The following is a 19,838-nucleotide window of genomic DNA, read 5'->3' as shown; positions in this document are numbered from 1 at the left end:
GCAAGCTCAGCATGACGTTCTGTTTTTCCTGTGCTATTCACCACAGGTTACAAGCTCAGCGGAATCACCCGCTCGTTGCCGGCCTGGTCGGTGAGGCGCAGCTCGGCGGGGCCGCGCAGGCGCGGGCCCAGCGTGTCGGTGGGTACGGTGAAGAGCGTGGAGTTCTTGTGCTCGAATCGCAACAGCCGGAATTTGCCACCCACAAATAGGCGGTAGCTGGCCAGGCCCGAGAGGTCGTCGCTCACCCGGAAAAGCAACTGGCCGGCCGGCCGCCCTGCCAGGCTGCCCTTCGGCGCCACCGAATCGGTGAGAATGCGGTAGGAGGCGAACTGCCGAATAGACGCCGTAATCTGGCCTTTGTCGTCCCACTTGCCGCCCACATAGGCCTTGCCGCCGTTTTTGGTAGCCGAGTAAATGGCGGTGCGGGCGGGGTCGGTGGGCGGGGTGGCGGGCTTTAGGGTGAGGGTGACGGGGCGGTAAAGGGGTAGCGCGGGGCTGCCCACCGTCCAGAAACCGCGGCCGGTGGCTTCGGGCAGGAAAGTGGTGCCCACGTACACGTTGTCGAACACCGACTCGGGGCCGAAAGCCAGGTTGAGGTAGGCGGTGGCGTAGCTGGTTTCTTTGCCCGCGGCCACCAGCAGCTGCCGGTCAAATTTCTTGGTGATGCCCCCGAAGCGCAGCGAATCGGGCAAGCCGGCGCGCAGGTCGTAGAGGTACACGTTTTCGCTGTTTTGGGTGTAGCTGGGCTTAATTTCGAGGCGGCGGCTGCCACGCAGCAGCACCAGATTAGCAGCTCCCGAGTCGGCGCTGGGGTCCGTGGCCACGGCCTTGAGCAGGTTGCGCGTGACCTCAAAGCGCAGGGCCGGCTTTTTGGCCGCCGCCGAGCGGGTTTTGAAGTAGGCGGGCTGCTCGCCGCGCAGCACCAAGCGCACCGGCGTCTGGTTGTTGTAGGAATCGGCCAGCGTGATATCGATGTTGTACACCTTGCCCGGTTCTACCAGCAGGCGGCCCTTGGTGGGGCCGGTGTTGTATATACTTAGGTCGTTGCCCTCGTCCACCCACAGCTTCTGCATGGTGCGGCCCTGGCCGTACTGGTAGGCGAAATCCACAAAATTGGCCACCTGCCGCGTGCCTACCGGGAAGGGCACGGCGTCGATGTTGTGCTCGTAGAACGGCTGGCCGTTCACCTGCATCGTCACGCGCTGAATGCCGTTTTTGTTCCAGGCATTGTCAAACCTATCGAAGCCCTGAATGAGCAGGCCCACCGCGCCAAAGCAGCTGATGGTGTCGGGCCATACCGTGGCCGCACCCGGCCCCGGCAGCACCTTGGGCGCAAACACGGCCTTGGCAAACACACGCTGCACCCGCGAGTCGATGCCCAGCGGCTCCAGGCCGAAGGCCTGCAGCGTAGGCGCTACGTGGTCTTGTATCTCCGGAAAGCCGCCCCACTGCAGCGGGTTGTACTGCCGGTCCTGCGCGTCGCGCACTTCCCAGTGCAGGTGCGGGCCCGCCGAGCCGCCGGTGTTGCCGGACAGGGCCACCACCTCGCCCCGCTTCACCGGAAACTGGTCTTTTTCGAAGAAGGCTTCCAGCTCGTAGCTCTCCTTTTGGTACTGGCGGCGCTGCAGCTCGGCGGCCACAGGGCCACGGAATTCGTTGAGGTGGCCGTACACGGTGGTCAGGCCGTTGGGATGCGTGATGTAGAGCACGTTGCCGTAGCCGAACGACGACTGCTTGAGGCGCGAAATGTAGCCCTCGGCCGCAGCGTACACGGGCTGATTTACCCCGCCGCCGGTTTTGATGTCGAGGCCGCCGTGGAAGTGGTTGGGCCGCAGCTCGCCCATGCTCCCGGCCAGAAAACCGGGCTTGCCCGGCGCAATGGGAAACAGAAAATACCCGGGCGGCACCGTGGGCCGGCCCTGGGCCAGCATCTCACTGATGGAGCTAGCTCGCTCCGCGGTGTCGGCCTCCTGGCCGTCGGCCAGGCCCGGCACTACCACCCCCGCCACCACTCCAAGCCCCAAAACCAGCTTGGCAATATTCCTGAAAACGCTCACTTTCAACTTCTTTCTTATCACAACAACGGTTTTTATGCTCTCACTCCTACCCTGGTTCATACGTAGGCGGCGCAATTAGTTTGCCAGGCTTTAGCGTGGCACTCTCCCTAACAACAGTCCTGCCGGCCACCGGCGCGGCCTCTTTGTTATCGTGTTTGGAATTTATAAGCACGTCATGCTGAGCTTGTCGAAGCATCTCTACCGGGCAAGTAATCAATTTTACTACTGCGGTAGAGATGCTTGACAAGCTCAGCATGACGTTCTCGTGAGTGGCAACGTGCTTGCTGGTTGTTCGGCATGATGACGTTCTGCTGATTATATAAACCGCTTCACTGCTCCAACGCCCGGCTAACGAATGCCCAGCTCCAGTATTTTCTCGTCTTCCAGAAATCCTTCCAGCTGGTCGCCCAGCTTCACGGGGCCCACGCCGGCGGGCGTGCCGGTAAATATCAGGTCGCCCATTTTCAGGGAAATGTACTTCGACACGAAGCTGATGATGCGGGCAAACGGGTGCAGCATCAGGCCCGAGTTGCCGGTTTGGCGGGTTTCGCCGTTCACGGTCAGGTGGAAGTTGATGTTGGCCAAATCGGCGAATTCCGCCACCGGCTTGAAGGTCTGTGAAATGGGGGCCGAGCCGTCGAAGGCCTTGGCCAGCTCCCAGGGCAGGCCCTTTTTCTTGAGCTCGCTCTGCAGGTCGCGGGCCGTGAAATCGATGCCCAGCCCAATGGCGTCGAAATAGGTGGGGGCAAATTGCTCGTCGATGTGGCGGCCGTTTTTGCACACGCGCAGCACCAGCTCCAGCTCGTGGTGAATGTCCTGCGAAAACTCCGGCACGAAAAACGGCTGCCCCCGCTGCAGCAGCGCGGTTTCGGGCTTGAGGAAAATGACGGGGGCCGAGGGCACTTCGTTGTGCAGCTCGGCAATGTGGTCGGCGTAGTTGCGGCCGATGCAGATGATTTTCATAAGGAAGCGCGGGGCGTAACGGGCAAGGCTCAAAACTACGGCCCGGCGCGGGCTTGCGGCAACCCGGCGGCGGCATTTCCCTCCCCGCTGGCCCGCCGCCGCTAAACTTTTACCCGCCCTGCTGCCGTATAGCTGGCAACGGCGGTCCCGGTTTGGGCCCCACCCACGGCGGCGGGCAGCCAGAAAAAACACTTCGCCCTTTAGCCGCCGCTTGTTTCCATACATACTTATTATTGCCATGCTAAAAAAATTCGCCCTCCTCGCCAGCCTCACGGTGCTGGCCGCTTGCTCCACGGTGCCCATCACGGGCCGTCGCCAGCTCAGCCTGGTCAGCGATGCCGAAATCAACACGCTGGCCGCCCAGCAGTACCGCGAAGTCATTGCCAAAGGCCCGCTGTCCAACAATTCGCAGCAGGTAAACCTGGTGCGCAACGTGGGCCGGCGCATTCAGGCAGCCGTGGACACCTATTTCCGCCAGCAGAACGCCTCCGACCAGCTGGCCGGCTACCAGTGGGAGTTCAACGTCATTCAGGACGACAAGCAGCAGAACGCCTGGGCCATGCCCGGCGGCAAAGTGGCCGTGTACACCGGCATCCTGCCCATTACGCAGGACGAAAACGGCCTGGCCGTGGTGATGGCGCACGAGGTAGCGCACGCCGTGGCCAAGCACGGCTCCGAGCGCATGAGCCAGGGCCTGATACAGCAGCTGGGCGGCCAGGCCTTGTCGGCGGCCCTCTCTACCAACGCCCCCGCTACGCAGCAGCTGGCGCTGCAGGCGTTTGGCGTGGGCTCGCAGCTGGGCATGCTCCGCTACGGCCGCAACCAGGAAAGCGAAGCCGACCACCTGGGCCTGATATTCATGGCCCTGGCCGGCTACAATCCCGAAGGAGCCATTGCGTTCTGGCAGCGCATGGAGGCCAACGGCGGCGCCTCGCCCCCCGAATTCCTGTCCACGCACCCCTCCAGCGGCACCCGCATCGCCGACATTCAGCGCGAGCTGCCCCAGGCCCGCAAGTACTACAAGCCCCGCTAGTTTTCAATAATTGCCTGGCCAGATACGGCCCACCACGCTTAAGCAGTAGCGCATAAGTAATCGTAATTGAATTAAAAAAGAACGTCATGCTGAGCGAAGTCGAAGCATCTCGCGTGCCATAGCAAATTCAGTCCATTGAATTACTGCCACACGCGAGATGCTTCGACTTCGCTCAGCATGACGTTCTTTTATGTTCGATTCATTATGGACATCTACTTCGCATCACGGGCCGTATCCGGCTAAGTTTATAAGTACCGGTTCGAGGTTGGAGTACCTTGGCCTGCTATTTGACCATTCGTTTTCTCCCGAACCGTTACTTATCACCCTCTGCACATGCGTATTATTTCCCGCCTGCTGGGCTTTGGCTTGCTGAGCATCCTGGTTCTGCTGGTGATGTCCTGCGAATCGACGAAACCGACAACTAGTGAGTTCGGCAGCCCCAACCGCGTTAGAGGTGCCGTGCTGGCCAAACCCGAAAGCCGCCAGATTGTGCACTTCACCGACAGCACCGCCGAGTACACCACCTCGCGCAGTGAGCTGGCCACGGCCTTTATCCGGGAATTTGGCGACGGCACCGTTATCGACAAAATACAGGTGCGCAAAGCCCCCGTGGACGCCGGCGGGCCCGTGACCTACTACCTCATTGGCATGGGCCTGCGCAGCGGCAGCTTCCGGGCCATGGCCCTGCCCCTTACCAGTGGCGGCGACGACACCTACTACCTGCGCCCCGGCGCCGAGCGCTACATTCTCAGCAGCGTGGGCTGCCCCGCCTGCTACTTCAACTTCGACAACGGCCGCATTGTAGGCGCCATCTGCTCCGAAAACGCCCCCGGCAGCCATTGCGACCTCAAAGTAGAAGTCAACAACTCCCTCTTCACCGCCCGATGAACACCACCGGCAAATGGCTGCTCCGCGCCGCCCTCACCGCCCTGGCGCTGCTCATCACCACCGACACCAACCGGCCGCGCAAGCCCGCGCCAAAACCAAAAAAGCCCGCTGAATAGCGGGCTTTTTTGGTTTTGGCGCGATACTGTGTAGCATTACCTCCTTCAAGTTAAGGAGTTGTTAGTTTTCAACAATTGAGTTGAAAAAAAGTGAATAAAGAATGCTAAAGCAGATAATGCAGTAAAATCTGATTGATGGGCATAAATGTCACGTTCACGAAGTTGTATCGAGTGTTGCCGGTTATGACATCGGTTTCCTGCTGGCTAATTATTCCGACTGTCGACCCCTCAACTGTGGCCTTAACCCTCGCATAAGCCATGCTCACGGTTGCTTCGGCAGTTGCGTACAGCTTGTGGTGCAGGGCATAGCGAACACCCACAAAAGGTAAAAGTGCAACTTGGTAATATCGGTCGACGCTAGTACTTGTTTTGCGGGCAATTTCCCCGTTGCCCGCGTTCGTCGTTCCTTCCACATGCGAACGCATGTACTTAAAGCCAGTTGCTAAATCAGCACCCGCCGTGGCTGTCCAACGACGCGACAATGCTCGGGAATACTCGCGGCCCACTTTTGCCGTCACGCCCATTGCAAAATTGTCGTTGGTGTAGTCGTAATTGTATAACGGGTCGGGCCGGCTGTCCAGTCGGTTGTTTAAGCTTTGATTGAGTTGCACCCCCAGCCGCAACAGACGGCGGCCTGGTTTGCCGTTTATACAGCAGCCCCACGGGCAAGCTGCGGTTGTTGCGAAAAAAGCCGTCGAGCACGGGGCTGGCCGTCAGGCCCAGATGGTGCCGGTAGAAGCGGGCGGTGTCGGGGGCTGGGGCGGTTTGGGCCTGAGCCGCACCGGTCAGGGCCAGCAGGCAAGCTACTGACAATAGGCGGGTAATCAACATGAGAAGAGAAAGAGAAAAGTGGGAGGATGCAACGATGTGCCCCTGACAGAACCCGGTGGCAAAGGTGAGCGGCAATTATGCCGCCAAAAAAGGACAAAACAGCCGTTTTTGTGACTTGTATTTAATTCACAAAAAAAAAATTTAACCTTGATTACAAAACGCAGATGCCCTTTCAGTAGCGTAACGCAGACTTTAACCTAAACCGTATTGCCCAACTATATTTCAATTGCGACATTGGCCTGATGAAAGAATCGGGCAGCCTGCCAATGTTCGTCGCTGGTTGGATTACCCCGTATTGCCAACACCCATAAATAGCGCCGCGCCGCGCGGCCGCCCCTGGGTGTGGGCAGCCACGCGGCGCGGCGAGAAAAAGGCGACGACAGCAGCTACCCCGTCACCGTGGCGGCCAGCGCAAGCCGGCTTCGACGCCAAAAAAGCCCGCTGCATAGCGGGCTTTTTTGATTGCTGACCAGTTTTTTCCGACTTTGACTAATGCTCGATGCGCACCTGCTGGCGCACGGTCTGGCCGGTCGCGTTGGGGTAGTGCAGGATGTAAAGCCCCGTTGGCAAGTGCTTTGTGTTGAGGTGTATCAGACCGGGCTTGGCACTGCGGTGGCTCACCGGCTGGCCTTGCAGGTTGTAGAGGGTTACCTCGCCCCCGCCCTGCTGCACATACAGCTTATCATCGGCTGGGTTGGGGTACACGGCTTCGGGCGCTGGCGTGGTACGGTACGCCCCGGCCTCGCACGGCTGCCCGTCGATGCTGCTGGCCGCATACAAGGTGCGGGTTGCGATGAGGCTGCCGCAGGCAGAAGAAGCCGTTACACTCACGCTTATGCTCTGGCCCGGCCCTGGGGTATACGCATTGATGGTCGAGCCACTAGTGGCCACGGCAACGCCGTCCACCTCCCAGCTGTAGCTGACATCAGTTGCCTGCTGCTGGTCGATGGTGGCGGTGAACTGAATGGGTTGATTCGCGCACACCTGGTCGTAGTAGAAAACCGACCCCGGACTGGGCGTCACGGCCAGCACCCGGTCGCCCAGTCCCACAATGACGGAACCAGTGGCGGAGCTACTCCCGCAACCACTGCCGCCGGCTACCACGTCCACCAGCACGGAACCGGAGGAATAGGGAGCCGAGGAGGCAGTTACCGTAATCTCGGGCCCTTGTGTAATATACCGATAGCTGCCGGGCGCGGTAGGGGCCACCGTAGTGGGCGTGAGAAACGAGCTGGGCAGCGTCCACTGGTAGCTTTGCGCACCGGGCACGGGGGCCACCCGCAGGGTCTTCGTTTCGCCCTGGCATAGGTTGGGCAGGGCGGTGAACACGGGCGGGGCCAGGTCGGAGCGCACCGTTACGGCGACCGGCGCGGCCGTCACGGTGGTGCTGGCCCCGTTGCGGGTATAGGTGGCCGTCAGGCCGATGCTGCCCGTGCCCACGCCGTTGAGGGTCAGCCCCGGGTTGTTGGAGTTGAGGCAGCAAAACGAGCGAACCACCCCGCTCACGGCAAACAGCGGACTGCTGAACCCACCACCGGCCGGAACCGGGCCGGTGAGGTAACGCACCTGCTGGTCAGACAGCGATTCGCCGCAGAACAGGGTCAGCGGCCCACCCTGCGGGGTGCGATTGCTGACAATAGTGAGCGCGGGCGTGGGCCGGTTGACCGTTGTGCTGAAAACCCTGCTAATGGAGTTCACCGTTGCGCCGGGATTGGTGCGGCCACTACAGGTGTTATCAATGGCTTGCACACTGATGGTGCCGCCGGTGCTGGGTGCCGGAAGTACCCTAATCTGATTGCCGCCCTGAACGCCCGTGCCCAGCGCAGCCTGGTAGCCATCGGTGACGTCTACCGCAGTGGTGCCGTCAGAAGTCCGGATAACGTTGTTGCCGGTCGCATCGGTATAGCGCCAGCCGCTGGGAATAATCCAGCGATACGTCACAGCGAACCGGGCCACTTGGTTCGGTGCCGGGCTTTGCGGCAGGGACAGCGCCGGTACCTTCAACACAAGACCCGTGTTATCGCCAAAAGGCAAGCTGTAAGGATTGGATACGGTGGTACCGTCGACTTGCAAAGGACCGGGCGTTTTGTCAATAATAGAACTGACGAAAACATTCAGCCTTGTGGGTTGAATGCTGTTTTTACTAGCATCAGTACAACCACTTAACACAGCTTGCAAATAACTTGAGAAAGGCGTGGTGCTTGCATCAGTGGGCACGTCATCCCAAATGACAGAGACTAGTCGCGAATTCTGACCGCTTGTGATTCGACCACCCACAGCCGTCCAAGTGATGGTGCTGCATCCGTCAGTGTTTGAATCGTTGCTGAGCGAATAAGCATAGGTGCGGCCAGCACATACCGCTCCTGCTTGGTGCGGGTCCGGAATAGACCTGAGTTGCCCATAGGCTATTCGCGCTTGTCCAATCAGCAGAAATCCAAATACAAGCGTTATCACTCGTAAGTAATTGTTTTTCATGTTAATGAGGAAATAGGTGAAAACTAAAGAGAAGCTGTGATGCCCACTAATTGAACAGGCTTAAAATGAAAGGTGAAATAGCTATTTTTTGTAGACCCCGGTCCTGAACTTCGCCAGGAAACGCCGTTACTGAACCGCTCAACCCATTCCCCGCTTCGCTCCTGGCTGGCGTAGACAATCGGCAAGGAGCTTTCGGCGAACACCGTGAGGCGCGCGCCCAGCGCGTAGGAAATGGAAGCAAAAGGCCGGCCCTGTACCAGCCAGCGCCGGACGTATTCCGAGCCGGTTCGGGTCGTCACGAACGGCCCCTGTGGCGATTGATTGATAACTTGCAACGCATAGCGTAGGTCTTGTCGGTCGTACCCAGCCCCGGCTTCCATGCCGTAGCCCCACTTGAAGCAGCGGCTGAGCGCGTGTTGCCACTCGTACCCAAAGAAGGCATTGACTGCCCAACTGCGGGTGTCCGGCCCGGTACTGGTGGTTGGCGGGATTGTCACCACCGTATCACGCCGGCCGTAAAACCCCACCAAGCGCAGGCGCAACGCCTGGCCGGGCTTGGTCTGTCGCTTGTAGATGAGCCCCAGCGGCAGACTGCGGTTCACTTTAAAGAACTGGTCGAGCTGCGGGCTGGCCGTCAGGCCCAGGTGGTGCCGGTAGAAGCGGGCGGTGTCGGGGGCTGGGGCGGGCGTTTGAGCCTGGGCCGTAGCGTTGGAATTGGTGAGCGTACTTGGTTGGGCACTGGCCACGTTGGACAGGCCCGGCAGCCCCAGCAGCAGCACGGCGGCGCACAGGCGGGTAATGAATGCTTTCATGGGACTATGGAAAAGAAGTGAATGGGTGATTAAAACGCATAGGTGGCCCCCACCAGCTGCACCGGCCGCCAAGCCAGGCCCACGCGGTTGGCGCGGACCCGCTGGTAGAGGAAGCGGTCGGCCTCGTCGGGCTTCGTAAACTCCCCGCGCACCTGGTACCTCACGCGCTGATGGGTGTAGGTCAGTGGCAGAGCCGTTTCGGCAAACAAGCGCAGCCGGGCCGTGGGGCGGTAGCTCAATCCGGCAAAGGGGCGTGCCTGCACCTGAAAGGCCTGGGTTGTGCGCTCGAAATAATCAACAACAAAGCCGCCGGGCGAATAAGGATAGCGGCGGGCGGCAGAAAAGCTCAACCGCTGGTAGCCCAGGCCCGCTTCCAGGCCATAGTCCAGGGCCACGCGCCGGCCCAGCGGGCGCTGCCAGCCGTAGCCGGCGAAAGCTTGCACCTGCCCGCTGCGGTAGCTCGGGCCGCTCACGTAGGCATCAATAACACCTCCAGGATTGTCGTCAAAGTTGGTTGAGTCGGCGTAGCTTAACTGGCCCACCAAGCGCAGGCGCAAAGACTTGGTCTGGGTTAACTGCCGCTGATAAAACAGCCCCACCGACAGGCTGCGGTTGTTGCGAAAGAAGCCGTCGAGCTGTGGGCTGGCCGTCAGGCCCAGGTGGTGCTTATAGAAGCGGGCCGTGTCAGGCGAGGCGGTTTGGGCCTGAGCCGCACCGGTGAGGGCCAGCAAGCAAGCTACTGGCAATAGGCGGGTAATCAACATGAGAAAAGGAAGAGAAAAGTGGGAGGATGCAACGATGTGCCCCTGGCAGAACCCGGTGGCAAAGGTGAGCGGCAATTGTGCCGCCAAAAAAGGACAAAACAGCCGTTTTTGTGACTAGCATTTAATTCACAAAAAAAAAAAATTTAACCTTGATTAAAAAACGCAAATGCCCTTTTAGCAGCTCAACGCGGGGGTTAACTTAAACAGCATTGCCCAACTATATTTCAATTGTGACATCGGCCGGATTACAGAATTGAAAAGACCGTCCGTAGGCAGCTGCGGCTGGATTATTCATTGTTTCCAGCCCCCATAAATAGCGCCGCGCCGCGCGGCCGCCCCTGGGTGTGGGCAGCCACGCGGCGCGGCGAGAAAAAAACAACGACAGCAGTTACCCCGTCACCGCAGCGGCCAGCGCCGGCAGGTCCAGCCCGTCGAACGTGCCGGACGACATGAGCAGCAGGTTGGCGTTGGCCCACTCCTGCTCGCGCAGGAAGGCGGCCAGCTCAGCGCTGTCGGTAATCACGCGCAGGTCGGGGCGCTGGAAGGCTTCGGCCACGGTGGCAGCAGCCAGCGGCGGCAGGCGCTTGTGGGCCAGCACCTGGGGGTTGAAGTACACCACGGCCACGTCGGGCGCGTCGAAGCAGTGGGCGTACTGCGGCAAAAACGCCGGGTTGAGGCTGCTGAAGGTGTGCAGCTCCAGGCAGGCCACCAGGCGCCGCTGGGGGAACTGCTTCTTAAAGGACGTGGACGTGGCCTTGAGCTTGCTGGGCGCGTGGGCAAAGTCCTTGTACACCACCGAGGTGGCGCCTTCCTTCACCAGTTCCAGGCGCCGGGCCGCGCCGGGGAAAGAGGCAATGGCCTTGAAGAAGTCTTTGCCCTTGATGCCCAGCTGCTTGCAGACCTCTTTGGCGGCCGAAATATTGCGCAGGTTGTGCTCGCCAAACACCTGAATGGCTACTTCCTCGTCCTTCTTATTGAGCAGGTACGTGCGCCCGTCGCGGATGACATGCTCGTGCGGGCCGTAGCCCACGTAGGTCACGTCGGGGTTGCTGGGCACGGCAATGAGCTGGGTTTGCTCGTCGTCGCGGTCATAGATGAGCACGCCGGCCTTGGGCGTCATGTCGGCAAAGATGCGGAACTGCTCGCGGTAGTTTTCCTCGGTGGGAAACACGTTGATGTGGTCCCAGCTGATGCCCGAAATCACGCCGATGTGGTGCTGGTAGAGGTGGAACTTCGGCCGGCGGTCTACCGGCGAGGCCAGGTATTCGTCGCCCTCGATGATGATGATGGGCGCCTCGTCGGTGAGCTGCACCATGAGGTCGAACCCTGCCAGCTGGGCCCCCACCGCGTAGTCGAAAATGCGGCCGTGGTAGCGCAGCACGTGCAGAATGCAGGCCGTGATGCTGGTTTTGCCGTGCGAGCCGCCGATGACGATGCGCTGCTTGTCGCGGCTGGCCTCGTAGATGTACTCGGGAAAGGAATAGATTTTGAGGCCCAGCTCCTGGGCCCGGAGCAGCTCGGGGTTGTCGGGGCGGGCGTGCATGCCCACAATCACAGCGTCGAGGCCGGGGGTGATGTTGCCTACGTCCCAGCCCTCCTGCGCGGGCAGCAGGCCGGCAGCGGCCAGGCGGCCTTTGGCGGGCTCAAAAATCTCGTCGTCGGAACCCGTCACGTGGGCGCCGCGCCGGTGCAGGGCCAGCGCCAGGTTGTGCATGATGCTGCCGCCCACAGCGATGAGGTGAATGGCTTCTGGTTTCGGGCTGCGGCTCGTTGCTTCCAAGGTGGTTTGTTGTCGGTTGGTAGTTGCTTGTTGTTAGTTGTTGGTTGTCGGTTTTAGAACAATCCTAACAACTGACAACCGACAACTGACAACCCAATTAGCGGGCCGCGAAAGTACACAATCTGCGCCGCCGGAGCTCTGCCATAACCAAAAGAATCGACTTCCGCCGCCTATCTTTTCCCCGCTCCCGGGGTTAGCTTTGTATACATGGTGTGCGGCCGGACTTCCGGGAAAAGCCCAACCCTACTTTATCGCTGCCCTATACCCCTGAGATGCTATGCAAGACCGGATGGACGACCGCCTGAAGCAATCCGCAGCCCGAGCCAAAGCGGCTTTGGGGCCCCGCGGCGCTGCCGGGATGGTCCCCTTCAACGCGGGCGCGGCCGGCAAGCTGCCGCCGCAGGCCCCCGAGCTCGAAATGGCCGTGCTTGGCGCGCTCATGCTGGAAAAAGATGCCCTCACCTCGGTCATCGACCTGCTCAAGCCCGAGAGCTTCTACAAGGCCTCGCACAAGCTCATCTACGAGGCCATCATCCGGCTGTTTGACAAGTCGGAGCCCATCGACCAGCTCACCGTGGTGCACGAGCTGCGCGAAATGGGCGCTCTGGAAGCCGCTGGCGGGCCCTTCGCCGTGGCCAGCCTCACCTCCAAAGTCAACTCGGCGGCCAACGTGGAATACCACGCCCGCATCATCACCGAATCGGCCATCAAGCGCGAGCTGATTCGCATTTCGAGCGACATCCTGCGCGACGCCTACGAGGACACCACCGACGTCTTCAACCTGCTCGACAACACCGAGTCGGCCCTGTTTGAGGTGTCGGAGTCGAACATCCGCAAGAACTTCGACGACATGCGCAGCCTGATGGGCAAGGCCATCAAGGAGCTCGAAGAGAAGAAAAACCAGAAGGACGGCCTCACCGGCGTGCCCACCGGCTTCACGGCTCTAGACCGCGTCACTAGCGGCTGGCAACCCTCTGACCTGGTGATTATTGCGGCCCGGCCAGGCATGGGCAAGTGTTTGGGCAAAGGCACGAAGGTGCTGATGTTCGACGGCGACCTGCGCAACGTGGAAGACGTGCGCGAAGGCGAGCTGCTGATGGGCGACGACTCCACCCCGCGCCGGGTGCTGAGCATTGCGCGGGGCCGCGAAAACATGTACTGGGTGCGCCAGAACAAGGGCGACGACTACCGCGTGAACGAGAGCCACATTCTCTCCCTCAAGCGCAGCCGACAACCGGAGGTCAGCGAAGCTAACGAAGGCCCGCACCGCCACGGCGACGTGCTGAACATCACCGTGAAGGACTACCTGGCCAAAGGCCCGAAGTTCCGCTCCAACTACAAAGGCTACAAGGTGCCGGTGGAGTTTGAGGCGCAGGAGCTGCCCGTAGACCCGTATTTCCTGGGTGTGTGGCTGGGCGACGGCTCGTCTAATGATTGCCGCATCACGGGCCAGGACCCGGAAATCATAGCTTACCTGCACGAGTACGCCGCCACGCTGAATATGCAGGTGACGGTGGGCGTGGCAGAAAACCGCTGCAACAGCTACGGCATCACCCGCGGCCGGCAGGGCGGCAACATTGCCGAATACTCGCTGCAGGACGAGCTGCGTCAGCTGGGCGTGCTGGGCGATAAGCACATTCCCCGCGCCTACGCCATCAACTCCACCGAGAACCGCCTGCGTCTGCTGGCCGGCCTGATTGACAGCGACGGCCACCTCGACCCCGTTTCCAACGGCTACGAAATCACCCAGAAAAACCACCGCCTGGCCCGGCAAGTCAAATTCCTGGGCGACTCGCTGGGTTTCCGCACCTCGCTCACGAAGAAGCGCGCCACCATTTCCAGCATCGGCTACGAGTGCGAAGTGTGGCGCGTGCGCCTCTACGGCGACATCAACCGCGTGCCGGTGCGCGTGGCCCGCAAGCAGGCCCAGCCCTGGGCCTCGCCCGTGGACTGGCGCCAGACCGGCATCACCGTAGAATTCGACAACGTGGACGACTACTACGGCTTCGAGATTGACGGCAACCGCCTGTTCCTGCTCCAGGACATGACCGTGACGCACAACACGGCCTTCGTGGTATCGGCCATGCGCAACGCGGCGGTGGAGTTTAAGCGGCCGGTGGCCATTTTCTCGCTGGAAATGTCCTCGCTGCAGCTGGTCAATCGTTTGATTTCGGCCGAGGCGGAGCTGGATTCCGACAAAATCAAGAAGGGCACGCTGGCCGACCACGAGTGGCAGCAGCTCAACCACAAGATTACCGACCTCTCGGCCGCGCCGATTTACATTGACGACACGCCGGCTTTGAGTATCAGGGAACTGCGCACCAAGTGCCGCCGCCTGCGCTCGCAGAAGGACGTGCAGCTCATCATCGTGGACTACCTGCAGCTGATGAGCGGCAACACCGACGGCCGCGGCGGCAACCGCGAACAGGAAATCGCCAGCATCTCGCGGGCCCTCAAGGGCATTGCCAAGGAGCTGAACGTGCCCGTGCTGGCGCTATCGCAGCTTTCGCGCTCGGTGGAAACCCGCGGCGGCGAGAAGCGCCCGCAGCTGAGTGACCTGCGCGAATCGGGTTCCATTGAGCAGGACGCCGACATGGTAATCTTCCTCTACCGCCCCGAGTACTACGGCCTCGACCAGGACGCCGAGGGCAACTCAACCCAGGGCGTGGGCGAAGTCATCATTGCCAAGCACCGGAACGGCTCGCTCGAAACCGTGCAGCTCAAGTTCATCGGCCGCTTCACCAAGTTTGCCGACCTCGACGGCGAAGGCGCCTTTGACACCAGCGGCTACCAGCCCATGGGCCTGCCGGCCAGCAACTTCGACAGCGAGCCCAGCAGCTTCGCACCAAACACAATTCGCCTGGGCTCGAAGATTAACGAGTCGCCGGTGCCCTTCCCGAAGGGCAACATGAACAAGCACGAAGACCCGCCGTTTTAATTGATGCAGACCGACAATCAAAGCGGAGCAGCGCAGAGCCCGGGGCTACCGCTGTACTCCGCGAGGGCCATTCGAATTTTCTCCATGCTCTTTAGTGCCATTGCGGGCGGGGCCATGACGGCCCAAAACCTGAAAGGTGTGGGCCAGCCTGCCGCGGCGCGCAAGGCGCTGTGGGGCAGCATCGGCTACACCGTTGTGGTTCTGGTTTTGGTGTCATTCCTACCGGAGAAGCTCTCGGGCTCCTGGCTTCCTATCATAATAGGCTACGCGGGGGCAATGGGGCTGGAGGCCTATTTCAAGAAGTTCACCAGCAACTGGAGCGAATTTCCGAAGAAGGGCATTGGCAAGGCCTTGTTAATCTGCCTGGCGATTTCCGTCCCATTGATTGCCCTGGTCATCTATTCGCTCACGGTCGACCAGTCCTAGCTGGCGCTTCCCATGACCGCAGATTTTATAACGCCGGCGCTCCTGCTGCTGTGCTTTTTCGCCTTTCTGGCGGGGTTTGTTGACTCCATAGTGGGGGGCGGCGGGCTGATTCAGCTGCCGGCCATGCTGCTGCTGCTGCCGGGCGTGCTGGTGCCCACGGTGCTGGGCACCAGCAAAGTGGCGGGCTTGTCGGGGACGGCGGTGGCGCTGCAGCGCTACCTGAGCGGCCCAGTAAAGCTGGACATTCGCTGGCGCACGGTGGCGCTCACGGCGCTGGTAGCAGGCGGGTTTGCGCTGCTGGGCTCGCGGGCGGTGAGCCTGCTGCACAAAGAAGCCGTGCGGCCGCTGGTGCTGGCCCTGCTGGTGCTGATGGCCATTTACACCGTTTGGCGCAAGGACTTTGGCAGCCTGCACGCGCCGCGCCTCAAGGGTGGCCGCGAAATTTTAATCGGCGTGGTGCTGGGCGCGGCCATCGGATTCTACGACGGCTTTTTTGGGCCGGGCACGGGCAGCTTGCTCTTGTTTGCCTTTGTGGGCTTGTTCGGCTACGATTTCATCGCCGCTTCGGCCTCGGCCAAGCTGGTGAACGTGGCTACCAACGTGGTCAGCTTAGCCTACTTTGCCAGCACCGGGCAGGTGCTCTACAAGGTGGCGTTGCCCATGGCGGCCTGTAATATGCTGGGCTCCCGACTGGGCGCGCACATGGCACAGCGGCACGGTACCGGCTTCGTGCGGGTGCTGTTTCTGGTGGTGGTCAGCGCTTTTATTCTGAAGCTGGGCTGGGATACGTTCGGAGGCTGAGCAATTAATAACAACGTCATGCCGAGCGTAGCCGAGGCATCTCGCGTGCTGTCACCAATCCTTTTCTTACAATTGAATTACTGCTGCACGCGAGATGCCTCGGCTGCGCTCGGCATGACGTTCTTTTACTGCTCTCCTCCCCTACAGCTTTACGCCCACGGTGAGGAAGAAGCTGCGGCCATCGGAAGGCAGAATGCCGGGGCCGGGATAGGCCGTGGCCCGGCGCGTGAAATAGCGGGCATCGGCCAGGTTGTTTACGCTGGCTTCGAGCTTGAGCCAGCGGCGCTCCCACGACACCGAAGCGTCCAGGATTTGGTAGGCCGGAATGGTGCCGATAACCGCCGATGCCCCGCTGGCCGGCGCATTGGTGGCGTCCGAAAACTGGTCGGACAAATACAGGTATTGCAGCGACGCCTTGAAAGGACCGTACCCGGCGCGGGTTCCCAGCTTCAGGTTGGCGGCGGGCACAAACTCCACCTGCTTGCCCTTCACGTCCCGCAGCTGGCTTTCCAGGTAGCGCCCCCGAATGAGGGCCACGTTGCCGAATACGGACAGCTGCGCCCGGCCAGCCTCAGTCGACTCCTGGTTGAGCAGCTCAATCTCGCCGTAGGACTCCACGCCAAGGATGAGGGCGCGGCCGATATTGGTCCGGCGGCGGAACACGTTGTTTAGGTTGTCAAAGTCCTGGACTTCGCCGATGCGGTTGGCGTAATTGAGCGCAAACACGCTCACGTCGTAGGTCAGGACGCCGGTTTTTTCGCCGCGCACGCCCAGGTCGGCGGAGTAGCCGCGCTCGTCCTGCAGGTTGGGGTCGATGACGGACGAGGGATTGACAATCTGCATGTCGCTGAACGTGATGGAGCGGTAGTTCTGCGACACGTTGCCGTAGAACTCCAGCTGCTCCCGCGGCTTAAAGCTCACCCCGATGCCGCCCAGCACAAAGCCCCGGTTGCTCACGCGGGACTCGTCCTGGGTGCGGGTGGCAATGATGTTGTCGGCCCGGTCGCGAATTACTTCCCGCAACACCCCGTCGGCCTGCGTGCGGATGTACTCGTAGCGCACGCCCGGCGTCACGGAAAGCTTGTCGGTGAGGTAAAAGATGTTTTCGGCAAAAAGGGCCACGTTGTGGTTGGGAAACCGGTAGTCGGAGCTGTTGCGGGTGCTGGCAAACCGGTCGGGCTCCACAAAGCGGAAGTCGGCGCCCCGGCCGGCCGGGCCAAAGCCCTGTCGGCTGTGGGTGCTGCCACGGTAGTAGCGCGTGCCCAGCAGCAGCACGGCGTCTTTATTCAATACTTGGTAGCGGGTCAGGAAGCGGGCTTCGAGGCCGTAGTTGCGGAAGTCGCCGCTAATCAGGTCGCGGCCCACCTTGTCCTCGTCGCCCCGGGTCACGTCGGCGGGCCGGAAACCCAACGACTGCCGCGACGCCACCAGCCCAAACGCCAGCAGGTTGATTTTGGAGCGGGCGTTCAGCTTCCAGTCGGCGTTGGCGTTGAACAGGTTCCAGTCGACCGCGAACCAGTTGCGCTCCCGGTTCGACTGGCGCGCGTCGGCCTGGAACTGGGCGTCGGTGAGGCCGCCGGGCTGCTGGGCCAGGTAGTCCATGTGGGTGTATTGCAGGCCCACCTTCACGTTTTCGGTGGCCTGGTAGCGCACGTCGGCGTAGGCCGTTTTGCTGTCGAACTCGGAGTTGGGGCGCCAACCATTGCCGCGCTTGTACTGCACAAAGGTGTAGTAGCTCAGCTTGCCCACGGTGCCGCCCACGCTGTTGAATGAGTTGAAAAAGCCGAAGGAGCCCACCGTTTGCCGGGAGGTGATGGCAGCTTTGTTGTCAGGGTCGGGCGCGCGCATCTCAAAGTTGAGCAGGCCGCCAAACTGAGTGCCGTACTGCAGCGAAGCCGCCCCGCGCACCAGCTGAATGCGCTTCACGGCCTCGGTGGGCGGCGTGTAGTAGCTCTCGGGGTAGCCCAGGGCATCGGCCGAGATGTCGTAATTGTTCTGCCGCACGTTGAAGTTGGACGTCCGGTTGGGGTCGAGGCCGCGGCCGCCGATGCTAAGCTGCAGGCCGCCGCCGTCGTTTTCCCAGATGTTGAGGCCGGGCACGCGGGCGTACACCTGGCGGGCGTTGTTGGTAGCCAGGTTGGCCACCAGGTTTTCGGGCACGATGACCTCCGATTTTTTGGCGGCGAAAATGGCCATGCCCTCCACCTCGCGCAGCCGCGTCTGGCCGAAGGTGGTTTGGGGGGCTGCTACCACCACCTCGCTCAGGGTGCGGTCGCGGCTGGTCAGCTCAAACAAAAAGCCATCGGCAGGCAGGCGTACTTCCATGCTGAAGGGCTGGTAGCCCAGCGCCGATACGCGCACCTGCTGCATGCCCGCCGCCAGGCCAGCCATCTCAAACCGGCCCGTGCTGTCGGTGAGCACCATGCGGGCCACGCTTTGCACGTACACTTCGCCACCGGCCACGGGCTGGCTGCTACCAGCGGCCAGCACCCGGCCCCGCAGCGTTTCCTGGGCGCGGGCATCTATGCTCAGCAGCAGGGCTGCCAGCAGCAGCAGCGCACTATAAACCTGTAATCTCATCATCAAAGGGTAAAATCCAGGATTTGGGCGCAAAGCTCTCGCGTTGGCGGGCCAGGTCCACGGTGGGGTCTATGTAGGCTTTGCCCAGGCGGCCGTTCAGGCTAACGTAGGTATCGGCGTATACCTGGGGCTGGTGCACGCCCTGCCGGGCATAATGGTCGCGTAGATAGTGGGCAAACTGCAGAATCATGTCGGCCTGGGTGGCCATCATCTTCTCCTGCAGTACGCTGAGGTGTTCGGCGTTGTTTACCAGGCGGGCGCGGCCGGTAGCCGAGTCCACTACCTTGAACTGCACCTGGCCCATTTTTTCCATGAGCATCACCCGCCAGGAAAACCGGTAGCCTTCCTCGGTCCAGAACAGCTCGCGCGGGTACAGCGCGTAGCGAAACGGCACCAGCAGCTGCACCACAAAAAAGAGCGCCAGCCCGGCAAGCAGCACTTGCTGCACCCGCGGCCGGTACACCAGTGGCACCGCCGCCCGCCCAGCTGCCGGTGGCCGGCGCAGCATCCGCCGCACCCGCTCCAGTAGCCGCTCGTGCCATTCAGGCGGGAAAAACACCAGCGCGGCCACTATCATCACATACGGAAACATGCCGATGGGAAACAGAATGGCCGTGAGCAGGTGAAACACCACCACGGCCGCGTAGGCGTAAGGCCGGGTAATTCGGTTCAACAGAAAAAACGGCACCGTGAGGTCGTAGAACGCGCCAAACCAGCTGAAGATGAAAGCCGTGACGGGGTAGCTGAACAGAAAGCCCACCAGGGGCAGGTCGTTTTTGGCCGGCAGCCAGATGCGCAGCGGCTGGGCCGCCAGCAGCCAATCGGAGTTGAGCTTGGCCAGGCCGGCGTAGACGTACACAATGCCCACCAGCAGCCGCAGGGCGTCCAGGGTCCAGCGGGGCACGTGGGTGTGCGCCCGCCCGGGCTGGCGCCGGGCATCGAGGGAGAAGTAGCCGCCGGCCGGCAGCAGCACGAGCAGCAGCGCCGCCAGACTCACAAAATAGTAGTGGTTCAGGTAGGTGCTTTTGTCCATCAGCTCGATGTAGGTGAAGCTCAGGAACAGGCCCACCGCTGCCGCGCGGTAGTGCCAGCCCAGGGCCACCAGCAGCGCACACGTCCCGCAAAGCGCAAAAAGCCCGTACGTGTACGGGCCCAGCGGCCGGATAAATTCGAGCCCGTAGTACGAAAAAAAGAACTTGGGCTGCAGGTACAGCTCCGCAATCCAGCCCTTGGCCCAAAAGCGAACGACACTGGCCAGTACCAGCAAGCCAAAGGCGATGCGGAATACTGCCAGCGGCGCGGCCGGAATGTAGCTGTTACGGTAGCTTGAAAGCACTAAGTTTCTGTCGACAACCAGCTTTACTCAAGGATTGA

At 61.3% G+C, this 19,838-nt stretch carries 14 protein-coding genes; 5 read left to right on the top strand and 9 right to left on the bottom strand.

Annotated features, from left to right (window positions below; genetic code table 11):
- Positions 1-47: 47 nt before the first annotated feature.
- Together BEN48_RS07110 and BEN48_RS07105 are read right to left on the bottom strand one after the other, a co-directional pair.
- The gene (locus tag BEN48_RS07110) at positions 48-2,078 is read right to left on the bottom strand and encodes a M23 family metallopeptidase (protein ID WP_158010119.1); all 2,031 of its coding nucleotides are present in this window, start codon (positions 2,076-2,078) and stop codon (positions 48-50) included.
- A gap of 327 nt (positions 2,079-2,405) precedes the next feature.
- A complete protein-coding gene (locus BEN48_RS07105; protein ID WP_070733904.1) occupies positions 2,406-3,020 on the bottom strand; it encodes a fumarylacetoacetate hydrolase family protein in 615 nt (204 codons plus the stop codon).
- Between the two features lie 238 nt (positions 3,021-3,258).
- Between BEN48_RS07105 and BEN48_RS07100 the strand changes: the two genes are divergently transcribed.
- Complete coding sequence (locus tag BEN48_RS07100) at positions 3,259-4,053, top strand: M48 family metallopeptidase (protein WP_070733921.1); 795 nt, start codon at positions 3,259-3,261, stop codon at positions 4,051-4,053.
- Positions 4,054-4,386: 333 nt separating this feature from the next.
- Complete coding sequence (locus tag BEN48_RS07095) at positions 4,387-4,941, top strand: hypothetical protein (RefSeq protein ID WP_070733903.1); 555 nt, start codon at positions 4,387-4,389, stop codon at positions 4,939-4,941.
- 220 nt (positions 4,942-5,161) lie between these two features.
- Here BEN48_RS07095 and BEN48_RS07090 read toward each other — a convergent pair whose 3' ends face one another.
- The 5 genes from BEN48_RS07090 to BEN48_RS07070 form a co-directional block, all read right to left on the bottom strand.
- Complete coding sequence (locus tag BEN48_RS07090; protein WP_125932517.1) at positions 5,162-5,668, bottom strand: hypothetical protein; 507 nt, start codon at positions 5,666-5,668, stop codon at positions 5,162-5,164.
- 709 nt (positions 5,669-6,377) lie between these two features.
- Positions 6,378-7,895, bottom strand: coding sequence for a T9SS type A sorting domain-containing protein (locus BEN48_RS07085; protein WP_206599831.1), 1,518 nt, complete (start codon positions 7,893-7,895; stop codon positions 6,378-6,380).
- 491 nt (positions 7,896-8,386) lie between these two features.
- The gene (locus tag BEN48_RS07080; protein WP_070733900.1) at positions 8,387-9,175 is read right to left on the bottom strand and encodes a hypothetical protein; all 789 of its coding nucleotides are present in this window, start codon (positions 9,173-9,175) and stop codon (positions 8,387-8,389) included.
- A 29-nt stretch (positions 9,176-9,204) separates the two neighbouring features.
- Complete coding sequence (locus BEN48_RS07075; RefSeq protein WP_070733899.1) at positions 9,205-9,939, bottom strand: hypothetical protein; 735 nt, start codon at positions 9,937-9,939, stop codon at positions 9,205-9,207.
- A gap of 388 nt (positions 9,940-10,327) precedes the next feature.
- Complete coding sequence (locus tag BEN48_RS07070; protein WP_262490084.1) at positions 10,328-11,719, bottom strand: UDP-N-acetylmuramate--L-alanine ligase; 1,392 nt, start codon at positions 11,717-11,719, stop codon at positions 10,328-10,330.
- A 358-nt stretch (positions 11,720-12,077) separates the two neighbouring features.
- Between BEN48_RS07070 and dnaB the strand changes: the two genes are divergently transcribed.
- From dnaB to BEN48_RS07055, 3 genes are all read left to right on the top strand, one after another.
- On the top strand, positions 12,078-14,657 hold the full coding sequence (dnaB, locus tag BEN48_RS07065; RefSeq protein WP_241502206.1) for a replicative DNA helicase: 2,580 nt from the start codon (positions 12,078-12,080) through the stop codon (positions 14,655-14,657).
- 84 nt (positions 14,658-14,741) lie between these two features.
- Positions 14,742-15,083, top strand: a complete 342-nt coding sequence (locus tag BEN48_RS07060; protein ID WP_125932516.1) for a hypothetical protein — start codon at positions 14,742-14,744, stop codon at positions 15,081-15,083.
- A 12-nt stretch (positions 15,084-15,095) separates the two neighbouring features.
- Positions 15,096-15,884, top strand: coding sequence for a sulfite exporter TauE/SafE family protein (locus BEN48_RS07055; protein WP_070733896.1), 789 nt, complete (start codon positions 15,096-15,098; stop codon positions 15,882-15,884).
- A 141-nt stretch (positions 15,885-16,025) separates the two neighbouring features.
- Here the strand turns inward: BEN48_RS07055 and BEN48_RS07050 are convergent, their stop codons facing one another.
- Both BEN48_RS07050 and BEN48_RS07045 read right to left on the bottom strand, forming a co-directional pair.
- On the bottom strand, positions 16,026-18,467 hold the full coding sequence (locus tag BEN48_RS07050; protein WP_070733895.1) for a TonB-dependent receptor domain-containing protein: 2,442 nt from the start codon (positions 18,465-18,467) through the stop codon (positions 16,026-16,028).
- Positions 18,445-19,800 carry an HTTM domain-containing protein gene (locus tag BEN48_RS07045; RefSeq protein WP_083320841.1) on the bottom strand — a complete coding sequence of 452 codons (1,356 nt, stop codon included), beginning with the start codon at positions 19,798-19,800 and terminating at the stop codon, positions 18,445-18,447. Before BEN48_RS07045 ends, BEN48_RS07050 begins: the two co-directional genes overlap by 23 nt.
- Positions 19,801-19,838 lie beyond the last annotated feature (38 nt).

Source organism: Hymenobacter glacialis (assembly GCF_001816165.1).
Lineage (GTDB): Bacteria > Bacteroidota > Bacteroidia > Cytophagales > Hymenobacteraceae > Hymenobacter > Hymenobacter glacialis.
Note: the sequence above shows the minus strand (reverse complement) of the source record. Positions and strands in the feature narration are given on the sequence as shown.

Coding starts and splice junctions, on each gene's coding strand:
- BEN48_RS07105 (WP_070733904.1), bottom strand. CDS start 3,020: ATGAAAATCATCTGCATCGGCCGCAACTACGCCGACCACATTGCCGAG.
- BEN48_RS07100 (WP_070733921.1), top strand. CDS start 3,259: ATGCTAAAAAAATTCGCCCTCCTCGCCAGCCTCACGGTGCTGGCCGCT.
- BEN48_RS07095 (WP_070733903.1), top strand. CDS start 4,387: ATGCGTATTATTTCCCGCCTGCTGGGCTTTGGCTTGCTGAGCATCCTG.
- BEN48_RS07080 (WP_070733900.1), bottom strand. CDS start 9,175: ATGAAAGCATTCATTACCCGCCTGTGCGCCGCCGTGCTGCTGCTGGGG.
- BEN48_RS07075 (WP_070733899.1), bottom strand. CDS start 9,939: ATGTTGATTACCCGCCTATTGCCAGTAGCTTGCTTGCTGGCCCTCACC.
- dnaB (WP_241502206.1), top strand. CDS start 12,078: ATGGTCCCCTTCAACGCGGGCGCGGCCGGCAAGCTGCCGCCGCAGGCC.
- BEN48_RS07060 (WP_125932516.1), top strand. CDS start 14,742: ATGCTCTTTAGTGCCATTGCGGGCGGGGCCATGACGGCCCAAAACCTG.
- BEN48_RS07055 (WP_070733896.1), top strand. CDS start 15,096: ATGACCGCAGATTTTATAACGCCGGCGCTCCTGCTGCTGTGCTTTTTC.
- BEN48_RS07050 (WP_070733895.1), bottom strand. CDS start 18,467: ATGATGAGATTACAGGTTTATAGTGCGCTGCTGCTGCTGGCAGCCCTG.